Origin of the sequence: Pseudomonas sp. NPDC096950, assembly GCF_044762525.1 — a bacterium.
Taxonomy (GTDB): domain Bacteria; phylum Pseudomonadota; class Gammaproteobacteria; order Pseudomonadales; family Pseudomonadaceae; genus Aquipseudomonas.
The window spans coordinates 813507-830246 of record NZ_JBIWEL010000001.1 but is presented as its reverse complement, the minus strand read 5'-3'; the positions used below and the strand labels follow the sequence as shown (position 1 = coordinate 830246).

At 63.4% G+C, this 16740-nt stretch carries 12 protein-coding genes; 5 read left to right on the top strand and 7 right to left on the bottom strand.

The window, feature by feature from the left end; all coding sequences use genetic code 11:
- Nucleotides 1-3 precede the first annotated feature (3 nt).
- The 5 genes from ACIQY3_RS04000 to ACIQY3_RS03980 are packed head-to-tail and all read left to right on the top strand — an operon-like array spanning nucleotide 4 to nucleotide 4569.
- Nucleotides 4-366, top strand: a complete 363-nt coding sequence (locus ACIQY3_RS04000; protein WP_054055098.1) for an STAS domain-containing protein — start codon at nucleotides 4-6, stop codon at nucleotides 364-366.
- The gene (locus ACIQY3_RS03995) at nucleotides 363-767 is read left to right on the top strand and encodes an anti-sigma regulatory factor (protein WP_403017473.1); all 405 of its coding nucleotides are present in this window, start codon (nucleotides 363-365) and stop codon (nucleotides 765-767) included. The genes ACIQY3_RS04000 and ACIQY3_RS03995 overlap by 4 nt, the downstream gene beginning before the upstream one ends.
- A complete protein-coding gene (locus tag ACIQY3_RS03990; protein ID WP_403017650.1) occupies nucleotides 764-1768 on the top strand; it encodes an ATP-binding protein in 1005 nt (334 codons plus the stop codon). Before ACIQY3_RS03995 ends, ACIQY3_RS03990 begins: the two co-directional genes overlap by 4 nt.
- Nucleotides 1761-2636, top strand: coding sequence for a sensor histidine kinase (locus ACIQY3_RS03985; protein ID WP_403017471.1), 876 nt, complete (start codon nucleotides 1761-1763; stop codon nucleotides 2634-2636). The genes ACIQY3_RS03990 and ACIQY3_RS03985 overlap by 8 nt, the downstream gene beginning before the upstream one ends.
- Complete coding sequence (locus ACIQY3_RS03980; RefSeq protein WP_403017469.1) at nucleotides 2626-4569, top strand: response regulator; 1944 nt, start codon at nucleotides 2626-2628, stop codon at nucleotides 4567-4569. The genes ACIQY3_RS03985 and ACIQY3_RS03980 overlap by 11 nt, the downstream gene beginning before the upstream one ends.
- 231 nt (nucleotides 4570-4800) lie before the next feature.
- Here the strand turns inward: ACIQY3_RS03980 and ACIQY3_RS03975 are convergent, their stop codons facing one another.
- The 7 genes from ACIQY3_RS03975 to ACIQY3_RS03945 all read right to left on the bottom strand — a co-directional run bounded on the left by ACIQY3_RS03975 (nucleotide 4801) and on the right by ACIQY3_RS03945 (nucleotide 16640).
- Nucleotides 4801-7431 carry an excinuclease ABC subunit A gene (locus ACIQY3_RS03975; RefSeq protein WP_403017467.1) on the bottom strand — a complete coding sequence of 877 codons (2631 nt, stop codon included), beginning with the start codon at nucleotides 7429-7431 and terminating at the stop codon, nucleotides 4801-4803.
- Nucleotides 7432-7575: 144 nt separating this feature from the next.
- Nucleotides 7576-9687, bottom strand: coding sequence for an ATP-binding protein (locus ACIQY3_RS03970; RefSeq protein ID WP_403017465.1), 2112 nt, complete (start codon nucleotides 9685-9687; stop codon nucleotides 7576-7578).
- 185 nt (nucleotides 9688-9872) lie between these two features.
- Nucleotides 9873-12950, bottom strand: a complete 3078-nt coding sequence (locus ACIQY3_RS03965) for an error-prone DNA polymerase (RefSeq protein ID WP_403017463.1) — start codon at nucleotides 12948-12950, stop codon at nucleotides 9873-9875.
- Entirely contained in the window at nucleotides 12947-14362 is a 1416-nt protein-coding gene (locus tag ACIQY3_RS03960; protein WP_403017461.1) for a Y-family DNA polymerase, read from the bottom strand. The genes ACIQY3_RS03965 and ACIQY3_RS03960 overlap by 4 nt, the downstream gene beginning before the upstream one ends.
- A gap of 7 nt (nucleotides 14363-14369) precedes the next feature.
- Nucleotides 14370-14987 (bottom strand): translesion DNA synthesis-associated protein ImuA, encoded by a 618-nt coding sequence (gene imuA, locus ACIQY3_RS03955; protein ID WP_403017459.1) that lies wholly within the window; start codon nucleotides 14985-14987, stop codon nucleotides 14370-14372.
- Nucleotides 14987-15604, bottom strand: coding sequence for a transcriptional repressor LexA (gene lexA / locus ACIQY3_RS03950; protein ID WP_403017457.1), 618 nt, complete (start codon nucleotides 15602-15604; stop codon nucleotides 14987-14989). The genes imuA and lexA overlap by 1 nt, the downstream gene beginning before the upstream one ends.
- Nucleotides 15605-15704: 100 nt before the next feature.
- A complete protein-coding gene (locus ACIQY3_RS03945; protein WP_403017454.1) occupies nucleotides 15705-16640 on the bottom strand; it encodes a LysR substrate-binding domain-containing protein in 936 nt (311 codons plus the stop codon).
- Between the last annotated feature and the right edge of the window lie 100 nt (nucleotides 16641-16740).

Here is a 16740-nt window from a genome sequence, read left to right as displayed (position 1 = left end):
CCGATGGAGCGTATTCCGATTCTGAAAATGGGCGACTTCCTGCTGGTGACCATCCAGGTCGACATGCATGACCAGCTCGCCCTCACGCTGCAAGACGACCTGTCCGAGCGCATCAGCAACACCTCCGCCCGGGGTGTGCTGATCGATATCTCGGCGCTGGACATGGTCGACTCATTCATCGGCCGGATGATCGGGACCATCTCCGGCCTGTCGAGCATCATGGATGCCCAGACTGTATTGGTCGGCATGCAACCGGCCGTGGCGATTACCCTGGTGGAACTGGGCCTGACCCTGCCCGGCGTCAGCACGGCGTTGAACGTCGAGCGTGGGATGAAACTGCTGCAGGACCGAGTACGCGAACAATGACCGTGCTCAGCAGTGGCAGCCAACCGATTCAAATCGAACAGGACGTGGTACTGGCCCGCCAGACCGCGCGCAAACTCGCGCAGGAATGCGGCATGCGCCTGATCGACCTGACCAAACTGGTGACTGCCGTCAGCGAGCTGGCGCGCAACACCATGGTCTATGGCGGTGGCGGCGACATGGACTGGCAGATTCTCGACGAAAACGCGCGCACTGGCCTGCGCCTGACCTTTCGTGATGAGGGGCCGGGCATCCCCGACATCAAGTTGGCGATGACCGACGGCTGGACCTCCGGCAGCGGCTTGGGCCTGGGCCTGACCGGGGCCAAGCGCCTAGTCGAAGAATTCGAGCTTGAAACCGAGCCCGGCAAAGGCACTCGCATAACGATCACAAGATGGACATGAACATTGGCGGCACCCTGACGCTCGTCTTGCCGATCGAGGACAGCAGTCAGATCGGGCATGCCCGGCGCACCGCGCAACAACTGGCGGAGAAACACGGCTTCGACGCCACCGATGCCGGTCGCGTGGCACTGGTGGTCACGGAACTGGCGAGCAATGTGCTCAAGCATGCGAAACGCGGCGAATTGCATATCCGGAGCTTGCCTCGCCCGACAGGCTTCGGGATCGAAATTCTCGCGGTGGACCGTGCCGGCGGCTTTGATTTGCAGGCGTGCCTGGCGGATGGCTTTTCGACTCGCGGCACCCAGGGCATCGGGCTGGGCGCGGTGTCGCGCCAGACCGAAGTGTTCGACGTGTACGCCGATCACCGTGGCGCGGTGCTGCTGACCCGTTTGTACCCGCGCAGCGACAAGGCGCCGGATCGACGCATCGGCGTCAGCCAGCACTCGTTGCACCACGACCCGGCGTGCGGTGATGTCTGGCACCTGGCTTTCGACGGGGCCTGCATCAGCGCTCTGGTGATCGATGGCCTCGGCCATGGCGAAGACGCCGAGCGCGCCGCCCGTGCCGGGGAGAAAGTCTTTGCCCTGGCGCCGTTCGCTTCACCGACGCTGTTGCTCGAGGACATGCACCACGCCATGATCGGCACCCGGGGCGGCGCCGCAGCCTTCGCGCAATTCAACGGCGACGCCTTGAAGTTCGTCGGGATCGGCAACATTGGCGCCAGCCTGATCGGCCCGGATAAATCCCGTGGCCTGGCCTCCCACCCCGGCATCGTCGGCGGCCAATACCGGCGCGCGCAACCCTTTGACTATGCTCAAGTGAACGGACACCTATTGATCATGTACAGCGACGGCCTGCAGTCCCGTTGGAACCTGCAAGATTACCCCGGCCTGGTGCACCGTCATCCCGCCGTAATTGCCGCCGTCCTGCACCGCGATTTCTGTCGCGGGCGGGACGATTTAACGGTATTGGTCGTTGCCCTGGAGGCCGCCCATGGCTGAGTCACCTAACCTGACGCCCGACGAACAGTCGATGCTGATCGCGAAATTGCAGAGCGAAGCCACGGCGTTGCGCGACGAACTCGACGAAACCAACCAGGGTGTATTGGCGTTGTACGCCGAACTCGACGAGCAGGCCGAGCAACTGCGCCAGGCCTCGGACCTGAAAAGCCGTTTCCTGTCGTACATGAGCCATGAATTCCGCACGCCACTGGGCTCGATCCTGAGCATCACCGGCCTGCTGACCGATGAGCTCGACGGCCCCCTGAGCCCCGAGCAACACAAACAAGTGGCATTTGTCAGCGGTGCCGCCCGGGAATTGAGCGACATGGTCGACGATCTGCTGGACCTGGCGAAGATCGAGGCCGGGCGCATCAGCATTTCCCCGGCCTGGTTCGACATGCTCGACCTGTTCGCCGCCCTGCGCGGTATGTTCCGGCCGATAGTCGATGGCAGCGCCGTGGACCTGATCTTTGAAGAGCCCGTCGGCCTGCCACGGCTGTACACCGACGACAAGAAACTCGCACAGATCCTGCGCAACTTCATTTCCAACTCGCTGAAGTTCACTACTCGCGGTGAAGTGCGAGTTTCGGCGCGACTGGAAAACGCTGATCACGTGCGTTTCGCCGTCAGCGACACCGGAATAGGTATCGCCCCGGAGCTACATGGCGCATTGTTCGAGGACTTTTCACAGGTAGACTCGCCCTTGCAAAAACGCCTGCGCGGCACCGGCCTCGGTCTATCGTTGTGCAAACGCTTCGCCGAGTTGCTGGGGGGCGAAGTGGGGGTGCAGAGTACGCCGGGCGCCGGCTCGACCTTTTTCGTGATCATCCCGCTGGCCATCGCCGTGGAGCCTGCCGATGAAACGTGACATCCGTTTGTTGATCGTCGATGACAACGTCGCCACCCGCTACGCCCTGCGCCGGCGCCTGGAACGCCACGGCTACGAGATCCTCGAGGCCGGCACCGGCAGCGACGGCCTGGCGTTGATCGACAGTGAACTGATCGATGCACTGATCCTCGACGTCAACCTGCCGGACATGAGCGGCTTCGACATCGTGCGCAAACTGCGCGCCGAAGCGGCCACCGCCCTGCTCCCGGTGATTCATGTGTCGGCGGCCTCGATCCAGACCGGCGACATCATCACCGGCCTCGACGCGGGCGCCGACGCCTACCTGATTCACCCCGTGGACCCGGACGTGCTGCTGGCGACTTTGCGCACGCTGCTGCGGGTGCGCGACACTGAGAACGCCTTGCGCGAAAGCGAGGCACGCTTCCGCGAGATCTTCACCAACGTTTCGGCGCCCATCGCTGTAATGGACGCGACGTTGAAAGTCCACGAATGCAATCACGCTTTCGCCCAGTTGATTCAGGACAACCTCGACCCGGACAGCCTGCGCGAATGCTTTGCCGACGATCAGGGCGCGGTGATTGATGAGCTGCGCCTGCGCCTGGCCTACGGCGAGCGCTGGAAAGGCACGCTGAACATGCGGGTCGAAGGCCAGGTACGGGAAACCGAGTGGCAGATTTCGCCGTATCGCACCCCGGAATTGAGCCTGGTGTTCGTCGAGGATGTCACCGAACACCGCCATCGCGAACGCTCGCACCTGGCGCGGCTCGACGACGCCACCACGCAACTGGCCAAGGAAGTCGCCGAGCGGGTGCGCACCGAAGCGCAGTTGCTGCAAGTGCAGAAAATGGATGCCCTGGGCAAGCTCACCGGGGGCATCGCCCATGACTTCAATAACTTGCTGACCGGCATCATTACCAGCCTGGAGCTGATCCAGAAACGGGTCGCCGATGGGCGCACCGACAAGGTTCAGTTCTACGCCGAAGCGGCGCTGAACTCGGCCATGAGCGCCGCGTCCCTGACCCATCGCCTGCTGGCCTTCGCCCGCCAGCAACCGCTGGACACCCGGCCGGTGGACATCAACGAGAACATCCGCTCCCTTGAAGAACTGCTGGTGCGCACCATCGGCGAGCGCATCGCGCTGAAACTGGAGCTGACCACCAAACCCTCCATTGCCCTGGTCGATCCGATCCAGCTGGAAAGTGCCGTGCTCAATCTGGTGATCAACGCCCGGGATGCGCTGCCACAGGGCGGCAATATCTGGGTCAGCACTTACGCCGCTTATTCCCACGGCGACCCGAATCTCGCGGACGGCGCCTATATCGCACTGGCGGTGCGCGATGACGGCACCGGCATTGAACACAGCGTGATCGACAAGGTGTTCGACCCGTTTTTCACCACCAAACCCCTAGGCCAGGGCACCGGGTTGGGGCTGTCGACCATTTACGGCTTCGCCCGCCAGTCCGGCGGCGACGCGCATATTCGCAGCGTGGCCCGGCGCGGCACCGAAGTGACCATCATGTTGCCGGCCAGCACCGACCCTTTGACGGCCGAAGAGCAAACGGTGGTTTCCGACTCCCAGGGCTCGGGCGAACATGTACTGATTGTCGAAGACATGCCCTCGGTGCGCATGTTTGTCGCTGAGGTGCTGGTGGACGCCGGTTATCGCTGCACCCAGGTGGAAGACATCGAAACTGCCCTGGAACGGTTGCAGAACGATCCGTCGATTGACCTGATGCTGACCGACGTCGGCCTGCCACGCATGAGCGGGCGCGAGCTCGCGGATGTCGCCCGGGGCTGGCGCGAAGGGTTGCCGATCCTGTTCATGACCGGCTACGCGGAAAACGCCCTCAACCGCCAGGTATTCCTCGGCGAAGGCATGGACATGCTGGTCAAGCCGTTTCAGATCAGCGAACTGCTGGACAAGGTCAGGCGCTCACTCGACGGCGCCTGAAAACCCGTTTTCGCGAGCAGGCTCGCCCCCACATTTGGAATGCATTTCCCTGTGGGAGCGAGCTTGCTCGCGAAAGCGGTCTGTCTGAAACATTGATGTTGAGGCTGATGGCCCTTTCGCGAGCAAGCCCGCTCCCACAGGGGCTCTCTGTGAACACACTGGTTGTGTACACCCGGGATCCAGTGTGGGAGCGGGCTTGCTCGCGAAGAGGCCCGCACTGACACCGCTATCTCAAGCCAGCACCCTGGCCAAAAACGGCGCCGTCCGGCTCTTCTTGTTTTTGGCAACTTGCTGCGGCGTGCCCGCCACCACAATCCTCCCGCCCTGATCCCCGGCCCCCGGCCCGATGTCGATCACCCAGTCACTCTGGGCCACCACGCGCATTTCATGTTCGACCACAATCACCGTGTGCCCCGCCGTCACCAGGGTGTTCAACTGCTCCAGCAAGCGATCCACATCCCGCGGATGCAGCCCGGTGGTGGGCTCGTCGAGCACGTACAGGGTCGCGCCGCGCTGGTTGCGTTGCAGTTCGGTGGCGAGTTTGATCCGCTGGGCTTCGCCGCCGGACAGTTCGGTCGCCGGTTGACCCAGTCGCAGGTAACCCAGGCCAATATCCCGCAGCACTTCCAGCGAACGACGGATCCCCGGTTGCTCGGCAAACACCGCGACCGCGTCGTCCACCGTCAGCTGCAACACTTGGGCGATGCTCAGGCCCTGCCAGGTGATGGACAGGGTCTGCGGGTTGTAGCGCGCTCCGTGGCAGGTCGGGCACGGCGCGTAGACGCTGGGCATGAACAGCAATTCGACACTGACAAAGCCCTCGCCTTCGCAGGTCGGGCAACGGCCCTTGGCAACGTTGAAGGAAAACTGCCCCGCGTCGTAACCCTCGGCTTGTGCCTCAGGCGTGGCGGCGAACAGTTTGCGCACGTTGTCGAACAGCCCGGTGTAGGTCGCGAGGTTCGAGCGCGGCGTGCGGCCGATGGGTTTTTGATCGACTTGCACCAGGCGCTTGATTGACTCCAGCCCCGCCGTGACCTGACCGCCGCTGACTTGCGGCGCGTCATCTTCAAGGCTCAATTCTTCCGGCTCGGCGGCCGCCGTTGGTTTGCCCAAATGCGCGCCCACCAATTCCAACAACGCCTGGCTGACCAGACTCGACTTGCCGGAACCCGACACGCCAGTCACCGCCGTAAAACAGCCCAACGGAAACTCGGCGCTGAGGTTGTTCAGGTTATTGCGGGTGATGCCTTCCAGACGCAGCCAATCCTTCGCCTTGCGAACAGTGCGTTTGGCGCTGACCTGCTCGGCGAACAGGTAGGCGCGGGTCTGGGAGTCGGTGATGTGCTCCAGCCCTGAAGGATGTCCGCTGTAGAGAATGTGCCCGCCATGCTCACCGGCCGCCGGCCCCACATCGATCAACCAGTCGGCGCGGCGCATGGTTTCCAGATCGTGCTCGACCACAAACAAGGTATTGCCCGCCGCTTTCAGGCGTTGCAGGGCTTCGAACAATGCCTCGCCATCCGCCGGGTGCAGGCCCGCCGAAGGTTCATCCAACACATAGATCACACCAAACAGTTGCGAGCCCAATTGCGTCGCCAGGCGCAGGCGCTGCAATTCGCCGGAGGACAGGGTTGGCGTGCTGCGATCCAGAGCCAGGTAACCGAGGCCCAGATCGGTCAGGGTGCTGACCCGCTCCAGCAAATCCTGGGCGATGCGTTGCGCCGCCAGGCGTTTTTCCACCGAGAGGTTCGGCGTATGGCGTACATCCGGCGCGTTGGCGTGACCGCTGGCACCGTGGGCGACGCGCTGTTCGCGGGCCTCGCGGGTCTGCGCATGGGTCAGCACTTCGCCGGGTTGATCCGGTTGTTCAAGGTAACTGTGAGCCGCGACAGGCCGCAGCACTTCGGCCACTTGCAGCAACGGCATCTGCGACAACTCGCCGATGTCGTACCCGGCAAAGGTCACCGACAGCGCTTCACGCTTGAGCCGCTTGCCGTCGCACAACGGACACGGGCTACCGAGCATGAATTGCGAAACACGCTTCTTCATCAACGCGCTTTGGGATTGGCTGAAAGTGTGCAGGATGTAGCGCCGGGCGCCGGTGAAAGTGCCCTGGTAGCTCGGTTCCATTTTGCGCTGGAGGGCGACTCGGGTTTCTTCCGGGGTGAGCCCGGCGTACACCGGCACGGTGGGGGTTTCTTCGGTGAAGAGAATCCAGTCGCGCTGCTTTTTCGGCAGCTTTTTCCAGGGGATGTCCACGTCGATGCCCATGGTCACCAGGATGTCCCGCAGGTTCTGCCCCTGCCAGGCCAGCGGCCACGAAGCGACAGCACGTTGGCGGATGGTCAGGCTCGGGTCCGGGACCATCAGCGCTTCGGTGACTTCATAGACCCGTCCGAGGCCGTGGCACTCGGCGCACGCCCCTTGCGGCGTGTTCGGCGAAAAGTCCTCGGCATACAACATCGCCTGCCCCGGCGGATAACTCCCGGCGCGGGAATAGAGCATGCGGATCAGGCTCGACAGCGTGGTCACGCTGCCCACCGAAGAACGGGTACTCGGCGTGCCTCGCTGCTGTTGCAAAGCCACGGCAGGCGGCAGGCCTTCGATGGAATCCACATCCGGCACCCCGACCTGATCAATCAGGCGCCGCGCGTACGGCGCCACGGATTCGAAATAGCGTCGTTGTGCTTCGGCGTAAAGGGTTGAAAACGCCAGCGAAGACTTACCCGAACCGGACACGCCGGTGAACACCACCAGGGCATCCCGGGGAATGTCCACGTCAATGTTCTTGAGGTTGTGTTCCCGGGCGCCGCGCACCCTGACCATGCCGGAGGGAGGGTTGGAGGTGCGCTTTGAAGTCATGAAATAACCTTAAATAAATAACTGAAAAAACACCGAACCCCTGTAGGAGCGGGCTTGCTCGCGAAAGCGGTGTGTCAGACGACATCAATGTTGAATGTCAGACCGCATTCGCGAGCAAGCCCGCTCCCACATTTCTGATCGGGGTTAACCATTGAGGACCATGCGCACCATTTGGGTCAGCGCCTCTGGCCCATACGGTTTGCTGAGCAAATGCGTATCGGGGCTCAACTGGTGATTGCGCGAAATAATGTCCCGGGTGTGCCCCGAGGTAAACAGCACCGCCACCGGTGGGTTCTGCACTTTGGCCCAGGCCGCGAGGTCCGAGCTTTTGATCAGGCCGGGCATGACCACGTCGGTGAAAATCATGTCCACGGCCACGCCCTCCAGCAACATCTGCATCGCCGTGTCGCCATTGGCGGCGGTCAGCACTTGGTAGCCTTCTTCGCGCAGCAACTCCACCGCCGAGACGCGCACCGCTTCGTTATCCTCGACCACCAGAATGCTTTCATGCCCGCCCCGTTGCTGCGGCCCCGGCAGTGGTGTTTCGTTGGGCAACGGTCGCAGGCTGCGCGGAAAATACAGCTGCACCCGCGTGCCTTCGCCGACCACGCTGGACATCTCGATATGTCCGCCACTCTGCTTGACGAAGCCGAACACCATGCTCAAGCCCAGCCCGGTGCCATGGCCGTCGGCCTTGGTGGTAAAAAACGGTTCGAACGCCTGGGCCAGCACCTCCGGCGCCATGCCCACACCAGCGTCAGTCACCGTGACGCGAAGGTAGTCCCCGGCGACGATGTCCTTGCCGGCACAAAACCGCTGGTCCAGGACGATGTTCTCGGCGCTCAGGCCAATGGTGCCTTCGCCTTTCATGGCGTCGCGGGCATTGATCGCCAGGTTGAGAATGGCGTTTTCCAGTTGATTGCGATCCACATGAATCCGCCAGGCATCATCGGCCACAGCCACGTTGATCTGGATGGTTTCCCCCAGCGCCCGTTGCAGCAATTCCCCGAGGCCATCGAAGATCTGCCGGGGTTCGCAAACGTCCGGCGACAGTGGCTGACGCCGGGCGAACGCGAGCAGTTGCGATGACAGCTTGGCCCCGCGCTCGACGGCGGCAATCGAGGCGCTGACCCGGCGCTGCACATTGAGGTTGTCCGGTTCATGCCGCGCCAGCAAATGCAGATTGCCGGCGATCACTTGCAGCAGGTTGTTGAAGTCATGGGCCACGCCGCCAGTGAGGCCGCCGATGGCTTCGAGCTTCTGCGCCTGACGCAATTGCTCTTCCGCCGCCAGCCGTGCATCGACTTCATCGGCGACGCGCTGTTCCAGATTGCGGGTGAACTTGAGCAGGGATTCTTCGGCGATTTTGCGTTCGTGAATGTCGATCAACACGCCGGGAAAACGAAACGGCTTGCCCTGTTCATTGAACTCGCAACAACCGCTGGCCAGCACCCACAGGTACGTGCCGTCGGGTCGCAAGACTCGGTATTCGGCGTTGTAGAGCGCGCCGGTTTCAACCGATTGATTGACCTGTTCCTGGACCCAGGCGAAGTCGTCGGGATGAATCCGCGATTCAGCGATGTCGGTGGACAGGTCGGCCAGGTCCCGGTTCGCCGGATAGGAAAAGGTGCGGGCGAAACGCTCGTCCCCGGACAGCACATTGGACTCGATGTCCCAGACGAACGAGCCGAGCAACGCCCCGGCATTCAGCGCCAGGCGCACCCGTTCGTTGTCGGCGCGGTAGGCGTTCTCGGCTTCCTGGCGGCGACGTTCGGAAATGACGTGGTCGGTGGTTTCGACCACCATCGCCATGACCCCGGACGGGCGCCCGTCATCATCGGCGACCGGGCTGTAATAAAGGTCCAGCCAGACATCTTCCGGCACGCCATCGCGCAGCAGTACCAGTTCTTTATTGCGATAGGACAATGTGCCGCCGGCCAGGCAGGTATCGACCACATGGCGATTGAAGTCGGCGACTTCCGGCCAGCCCAGTTCCACCGGGGAACCCAGCAGATAAGGATGGCGTCCTCCGGCGAACACCGAGTAGGCGTCGTTGTAAATCATGTAGCCCGCCCGCCCCCAGAGCATCACCATCGGCAGCGGCGACGCGAGCATCAGCTGCACCGTACTGCTCAGGCTGCGGGGCCAGTCATCGATGTTGCCGAGCTCGGTCCCGCTCCAGTCGAACGCACGAATGCGCCCGGCCATTTCGCCAGTCCAGCCGGCACATCCGTGGCTATCTGATAGAAACTGCATTGACTGACTCTGTGTCCTGTAAGGGCGCCCGTTTGTTTCGAGCACCGCGGATGCCAATGGTTTCATAGAGGTATAGCTGATTCTAGCTTTCGTCTGTAGGAGCGGGCTTGCTTGCGAAGGCGCTGTGTCAGTCGACATCAATAGTGACTGACCGGGCAAGCCTGTTTCCACAAGGATGGCGGGGGTCAACGGAAGTCCCGGCTGCGTACGCTGATGCCGTCGAGCAGCGGGCTCAGATCGCTCAAGCGTCCGGCAATCAGGTGCCGCACCTCGCCCTCCCGTTCCCAGCGCCCGTCGACCTTGAGCAATTGCGAGCCGACCAAGACCTGACGCTGCCGTTCGGCCAGGTCGCGCCAGACCACCACGTTGACGTTGCCGAACTCGTCTTCGAGGGTGACGAAGGTCACGCCGCTGGCGGTGCCAGGGCGTTGGCGGCCAGTCACCAGCCCGGCGACACTGACGGGCCGCCCGTGCTCGACGTCGAGCAACTCCTTCGAACTGCGGCAACGCCGGGCCTTCAATTCGGCGCGCAGCAGCGCCAACGGATGCGGGCCGAGGGTGGTGCCGACGGTCGCGTAATCGGCTTGCAGATCTTCGCCCACGCTGGGTTTGGGCAAGGACACCTCAGGCTCTTCCTGACGCGGCAATCCGGCGAACAACCCGAGCTGTTTCTGCACCCCCGCCACTTCCCAGCGCGCCCGATGACGATCGCCGGCCAGACCGCGCAAGGCCCCGGCATCGGCCAGTTGCTCCTGGGCGCGAGCGTCGAGTTGCGCCCGCTCGCCAAGGTCGGCAATGTCGGCAAATGCGCCCCGCGAACGTGCGGCTTCGATGCGCCGGGCATCGTCCTCGCGAAAGCCCTTGATCATCCGCAGACCCATGCGAATCGCCGGTTGCGCCCCGGTGATCGGCTCCAGGCTGCAATCCCAGTCGCTGGCGCGCACATCCACCGGGCGAATCTGCAAATGATGCCGGCGCGCGTCCTGCAGAATCTGGTCCGGGCTGTAGAAGCCCATGGGCCAGCTGTTGATCAGCGCACAGGCGAAGGCCGCCGGCTCGTGGCATTTGAGCCAGCAACTGGCGTAGGTCAGCAAGGCGAAACTGGCGGCGTGGGACTCGGGGAAACCGTAGCTGCCGAAGCCTTTGATCTGTTCGAAGATTTGGGCGGCGAACTCTGCTGTGTAGCCGTTTTTCTTCATGCCGGCAGCAAGGCGATCCTTGTGCGGCTCAAGCCCGCCGTGGCGTTTCCAGGCGGCCATGGAACGGCGCAACTGATCGGCCTCGCCGGGGCTGTAATCGGCGGCGACAATGGCAATCTGCATCACCTGCTCCTGAAACAGCGGCACGCCCAGGGTGCGCTTGAGCACGGTTTCCAGTGCCGGGGACGGATAGACCTCGGGTTCTTGCTTGTTTCGCCGGCGCAGGTACGGATGCACCATGCCGCCCTGAATCGGCCCCGGACGGACAATCGCCACCTCGATCACCAGGTCGTAGAAGTTCACCGGTTTGAGCCGGGGCAGCATCGACATTTGCGCCCGGGATTCAATCTGGAACACGCCAATGGTGTCGGCACGACCAATCATTTCGTAAGTAGGTTTGTCTTCAGACGGGATCGTCGCCAGGCTCAAGTCCAGATTTCGGTGGCGGCGCAGCAGATCGAAACAGCGGCGAATCGCACTGAGCATGCCCAGCGCGAGGATATCGACCTTGAGCAACCCGACCGCGTCGAGGTCGTCCTTGTCCCACTGGATGATCGTGCGCTCGGCCATGGCCGCGTTTTCCACCGGAACGAGGGTGTCCAGCGGCTGCTCGGAAATCACAAAGCCACCGGGGTGCTGGGACAAATGCCGGGGAAAACCGATCAGTTGCCCGGTCAGGCTCAAGACCCGGTGCAACACCGGGCTCTCGGGGTCGAACCCACCTTCCAGCAGGCGCTCGACCGGCGGGGTCTTGTCGCTCCAGTGACCACAACAATCGGCCAGGGCATTGACCTGATCCGGCGGCAGGCCCAAGGCCTTGGCCACATCACGCACCGCGCCAGCCGCATGGTACGTGCTGACCACCGCCGTCAATGCGGCACGGGTGCGGCCATAACGCTGGAACACGTACTGCAAGACTTCTTCACGACGTTCGTGCTCGAAATCCACGTCGATGTCCGGCGGTTCGTTGCGTTCCTTGGAGAGGAAACGTTCGAACAGCAATGTGGTGCGATCCGGATCGATTTCGGTGATGCCCAAGGCATAACACACCGCCGAGTTGGCCGCCGAACCGCGCCCCTGACAGAGGATTTTTTGCTCGCGGGCGAAACGCACAATGTCGTGGACCGTGAGGAAATAGCTTTCGTAGCCCAGTTCGGCGATCAGCTCCAACTCTGCGGAAATTTGCGTCAGCACTTCAGGTTTCGGCGCTATTTTCCAGCGCCACCGGATGCCCTCTTCGGTCAAATGACGCAGCCAGGACGTGGCCGAATGACCTTCCGGCACCAACTCCCGAGGATACTGATAACGCAACTGCCCCAGATCGAAGGTGCAGCGCCGGGCAATGACCAACGTTTCATCAAGCAACGCTCGCGGATAGATTTCCCCCACCACATCGAGGCAACGCAAATGCCGCTCGCCGTTGGGATGCAAACGCAACCCGGCCGCAGCCACCGGCAGGTGATGGCGGATCGCGGTCATGGTGTCCTGCAAGGCACGCCGGCCACGGGCGTGCATGTGCACATCGCCGCTGGCCACTGCCGGGATTCGCAGTTCCCTGGTCAGCGTCAGCAATGCGTTTAATCGCCGGGTGTCGTCCTGCCCACGGTGCAACTGGACCGCCAGCCACAGGCGTTCGGCAAAGGCCTGCTTGAGCCAGTGGCCGTTGTGAAAATCATCGGCCGTGTCCGGCACCCACAACGCCAATAACCCCGGCAGCGGCTCGCTGAAATCCTCCCGCAACACTTGATACTGGCCTTTCTGTGCGCGCCGTCGAGCGCGGGTGATCAACCGGCACAGCGCCTGATAGCCCTCAAGGTTTTCCACCAGCAGCACCAGTTTCGGCCCGTCCTCGATGCGAATTTCACTGCCGATGATCAGCGGCAGCTCCACAGACTTGGCCGCTTGCCAGGCGCGGACAATCCCGGCCAGGGAGCATTCATCGGTAATCGCCAAGGCCTGATAACCCTGGTGTTTCGCCCGTTGAAACAGCTCCAGCGCACTGGAAGCCCCGCGCTGGAAACTGAAGTTCGACAGGCAATGCAGCTCGGCATATTCGACGCTCATGCGAACCAGCCTTGCAGCCACAACGGGCCATCTTCACCCACCGCCCGATAGGCCCAGCCCTGTTGGCCGGCGCGGGTCTGGATCAGGTAGTAATCCCGGCGCACATCGGCGCCATCCCACCAGCCGGATTCGATGCGCTCCGGCCCCATGAGAATCCGCGTGGACGCTTCGTGCACCGCCAGCGGTTCGGTCAGCAGCCAGCCCGGCCGTTGCACCCCCGGCAATCCGCTACAGAACTGGCTGTCAACACGGGTCTGCCAGGCACACTCGGGGCGGTGATCGGCCTGAAAACGCAGGCCCTGCACCGCCTCGTCCCCCAGTCGGGCGCGCAGGCGTTCGCGCAGTTGCTCCCAGGGCAACGACTGTTGCGGGCGGTCGTCGAACAGTTCCTGGCGTTGGGGCACGAAGCTCGGCAGGTCTTCGGCGCGCAGGCGAAAACCGCGCACCGGAGCCTCGACCTGCACCTGCTCCAGCCGCCCCCGGGCCAGTTCGAAGAGCATCGCCGAATCGCGCTCGGCGCTGAGCAGTCCGACCTTGATCACAGTGTCCGGCAACCCGGCGTGTTCCAAGTGCAGGTCGAAGCGCTGCACGCCGCTGTCCCGGCCACAGAGGAACGCCGACAGATCACCGGTCAATCGACGCAATGGAAACAGCAGCGCCTGATGGGATTGCACGTCGAAGTTGAGCTCGATGCGCACATCGAAGCGGTCCGGCGGCAGGTAGAACGCCAGGGCCAGGTGACGCAAACCGAGCAAGGCGTCCAGATGCTTGAGCACCTGGGCCTCGAAGCGCCGGGCCAGGGTATGCCGGGGCAGCGCCTGCACCTGGCTCAAGGTGCGCAGGCCCATGCGCGTCAGCGCCGTGGACACTGAGGTTTCGAGGGCGATACGGTCGATGGGTAACTGGCCCAGGTGATAGTGCAAAGCCTGATCGTCCGGCACCACCAGACCGTCATAAACATTGGCCAGCACCCGCGCCGCCACCGGGTTGGGCGCGGCGACGATCCGGTGGCGAAAACCCAGCCCGGTGAGTTCGCTGCGCAACCGCGCTTCGAACTGCGGCCAGGGGCCGAACAGGCCCAGGCTCGATTCGATTTCAAACACCACCGCGCGCGGGTAATGCACGCTGACCTGGGAGCTGAAGCCATAGGCCCAGGCCGCGAGAAACTGCTGCCAGTGCTCGATTTCGGCGGCGTCGTATTCAGCCGTGACAAAACCTTTGCTCAAGGCCTGGGCCGCGGTCATGGACTGGCCGGGCCGCAAGCCAAGCGCTCGCGCCGAACCGTTGACTGCTTGCAACACCCGGCGTTGGGCCGGGCCAGTCAGCAGCGCCAACGGCTCGTCGGGGTCGGGACGCTGACGCAGTACCGCGTCCAGCGCCAATTGCGGGAACAGAATGCATACCCAGCGCATGGCAACCTCAATGTCCCATGGCAAAGGCAATCGGCGCCGTACGCGCCAACCCGCCTCGGCACTTCAAGACCCGCAACTGTGCAGGCTTGGCATCGATGGCAATGCGCAGGGCCGCCGGCGAAGGGTTGACCGCTTCGGCCAGCGAGCGATAGGCAAACGCCAGGGTCGAGCCGGTTTCCGCCGCCACCTGCAAGCGCCGCAGCGCCCGGTCATCGGCCTTGTGCGGCCAACACAGCACCGCGCCACAACTGCCCGAACGCAGGCATTGTTCCGCCACCCACAAGGCATCGCGCTCGCTGGCCTGGATGATCGACAACTGGCGCAGATCAACCCCGGCGTTCTGCCAGGCCTGGGGATATGGCACGTACGGCGGCGCGATCAGCACGATGCGCTCGCCCGCCGCCGACAGCCGCGCCAGGGCCGGCCACACCAGTTGCAACTCACCGACGCCCTGCCCGGCCAGGAGGATTTCGGTCAGCGCCGCTTCCGGCCAGCCACCGCTGGGCAACGCCGCATCCAGCGCGGCATGCCCGGTGGGTTGCGGGCTGACGGTCGGTGGCGCAGGCCGGCCCTTCCAGACCTGGCCGCCATTGAACAGCGTATCCAACGCAACGACGGCGCCCATCACCCTTGCCTCACCAGACCGCAGAATACCCCTTCGATGGCCAGGTCCTGATCGGCCTCAACGACAATCGGCTTATAGGCCGGGTTGCGCGGCAGCAGCCGCACGGTGTCGCCGACCCGTTCGAAACGCTTGATGGTGACTTCGCCGTCGAGCCGCGCCACCACAATCTGGCCGTTGAGCGCTTCGGGGTTGCGGTGCACGCCCACCAGGTCGCCGTCGAGAATGCCGTCCTCGATCATCGAGTCACCCTGGACCCGCAGCAGGTAGTCCGGCACCCGGGAGAAGATCGACGGGTCGAACAGCAAACGGCTGTGCACCTCGGCATCGGCGCCAATCGGCGCACCGGCCGCGACCCGCCCCAGCACCGGGATGTCCAGCAACTCGGGCCGCGCCGGTTGCCCGAGCAAGCGAATGCCCCGGGCCTGATGCGGGTTGACCTCGATAAAACCGGCTTCGGTCAGCGCCAGCACATGCTTGCGCGCCACGCTACGGGAGGCGAAACCAAACGCCTCGCTGATTTCAGCGAGGCTCGGGGACTGACCGTGCTCCGCGATTCGATCACGGATAAAGGTCAGGATGGCGGTACGGCGGGGAGTGAGAGTCGTCATGGAGTACATTTGTACTCTTTTGGCATTTTCCTGGCAACAACCGTCAATCCGGTAGGAGCTGTGTAGCAGCTGCCTCGCGCTGCTCGACAGCTGCTACAGGGGAACCATGTCAGTGACGAGCGCAGTCATCACCCAAACCACGGGCCGCCAGAAACTCTGCGATGTAATCGATAAACGCCACCACCTTGGCCGTCGCCCGCCGATGGCTCGGGTACACCGCCAGAATGTGCGCGCCGAAGCTGTCCGGGTCGATGTCGTAGTCGGCCATCAGCCGCACCAGCCGCCCGTCGGCGATGTACGGCGCGGCGCTCCACAACGGTGTGTGCAGCAAACCGCGTCCGGCCAGGGCATTCGCCAGCAACAAATCGTAATTGTCGCTGCGCAGCCGTGGCGACCGGGGCTGCGGCAGGCTCAGGCGCTGGCCGTCGCGCTCGGCCCACCAGAATTCGCGGCTGAGCAACGGATGGCGATACAACAGCCATTCGTGCTCATCGAGGGTCTGCGGCGTCACCGGTACCCCCTTGCGCGCCAGATAGGCCGGGCTGCCGCACAGCGCCAGGCGATTGCTGCCGACCACCCGGGCGATCAGCCCCGGCAAGTCGTCATGCCCCTCGCGCAGGGCCAGGTCGTAGCCACTTTCCAGCAGGTTGACGAACTCGTCGCACAGGTCCACTTGCAGATTGATCTGCGGGTATTGCTCCAGAAAGCCACCGCACACCTGATCCAGAAACGCCTGCCCATACGCCAGCGGCGCGGTGATTTTCAGGCTGCCGCGCAGGCCATGCTGCATCTGCTCGACCTCCTCGCCTGCCTCCTCCAGCCGCTGCAACACCTGGCGCGCCGTTTCCAGATAAAGCCGCCCGACTTCCGTCAGCAGAATCCGCCGGGTGCTGCGCTCAAACAAGCGGGCGCCAAGCTCGGCTTCCAGGTGATTGACCGCTTTGGTCAGGGCCGACGGGGTCTTGCCCAGTTGCTCGGCGGCGCGACTGAAACTGCCCAGTTGCGCGGTGACCACGAACATTTTCAATGCACCCAACTTGTCCATGCTTTTTCCATTCAGGCAAAAACGTTTTTCGTGAGGCAGGCGTTCTGCTGAGCGCGGGCAGTCACTAATCTGGCCATCAGACGCAATAACAAGGAAACAT

Excerpts from the sequence above, each read along its gene's own strand:
- ACIQY3_RS03970 (WP_403017465.1), bottom strand. The coding sequence starts at position 9,687 with ATGCAGTTTCTATCAGATAGCCACGGATGTGCCGGCTGGACTGGCGAA.
- ACIQY3_RS03975 (WP_403017467.1), bottom strand. The coding sequence starts at position 7,431 with ATGACTTCAAAGCGCACCTCCAACCCTCCCTCCGGCATGGTCAGGGTG.
- ACIQY3_RS03945 (WP_403017454.1), bottom strand. The coding sequence starts at position 16,640 with ATGGACAAGTTGGGTGCATTGAAAATGTTCGTGGTCACCGCGCAACTG.
- imuA (WP_403017459.1), bottom strand. The coding sequence starts at position 14,987 with ATGGGCGCCGTCGTTGCGTTGGATACGCTGTTCAATGGCGGCCAGGTC.
- ACIQY3_RS03995 (WP_403017473.1), top strand. The coding sequence starts at position 363 with ATGACCGTGCTCAGCAGTGGCAGCCAACCGATTCAAATCGAACAGGAC.
- ACIQY3_RS04000 (WP_054055098.1), top strand. The coding sequence starts at position 4 with ATGGAGCGTATTCCGATTCTGAAAATGGGCGACTTCCTGCTGGTGACC.
- ACIQY3_RS03965 (WP_403017463.1), bottom strand. The coding sequence starts at position 12,950 with ATGAGCGTCGAATATGCCGAGCTGCATTGCCTGTCGAACTTCAGTTTC.
- lexA (WP_403017457.1), bottom strand. The coding sequence starts at position 15,604 with ATGTACTCCATGACGACTCTCACTCCCCGCCGTACCGCCATCCTGACC.
- ACIQY3_RS03985 (WP_403017471.1), top strand. The coding sequence starts at position 1,761 with ATGGCTGAGTCACCTAACCTGACGCCCGACGAACAGTCGATGCTGATC.
- ACIQY3_RS03980 (WP_403017469.1), top strand. The coding sequence starts at position 2,626 with ATGAAACGTGACATCCGTTTGTTGATCGTCGATGACAACGTCGCCACC.
- ACIQY3_RS03960 (WP_403017461.1), bottom strand. The coding sequence starts at position 14,362 with ATGCGCTGGGTATGCATTCTGTTCCCGCAATTGGCGCTGGACGCGGTA.
- ACIQY3_RS03990 (WP_403017650.1), top strand. The coding sequence starts at position 764 with ATGAACATTGGCGGCACCCTGACGCTCGTCTTGCCGATCGAGGACAGC.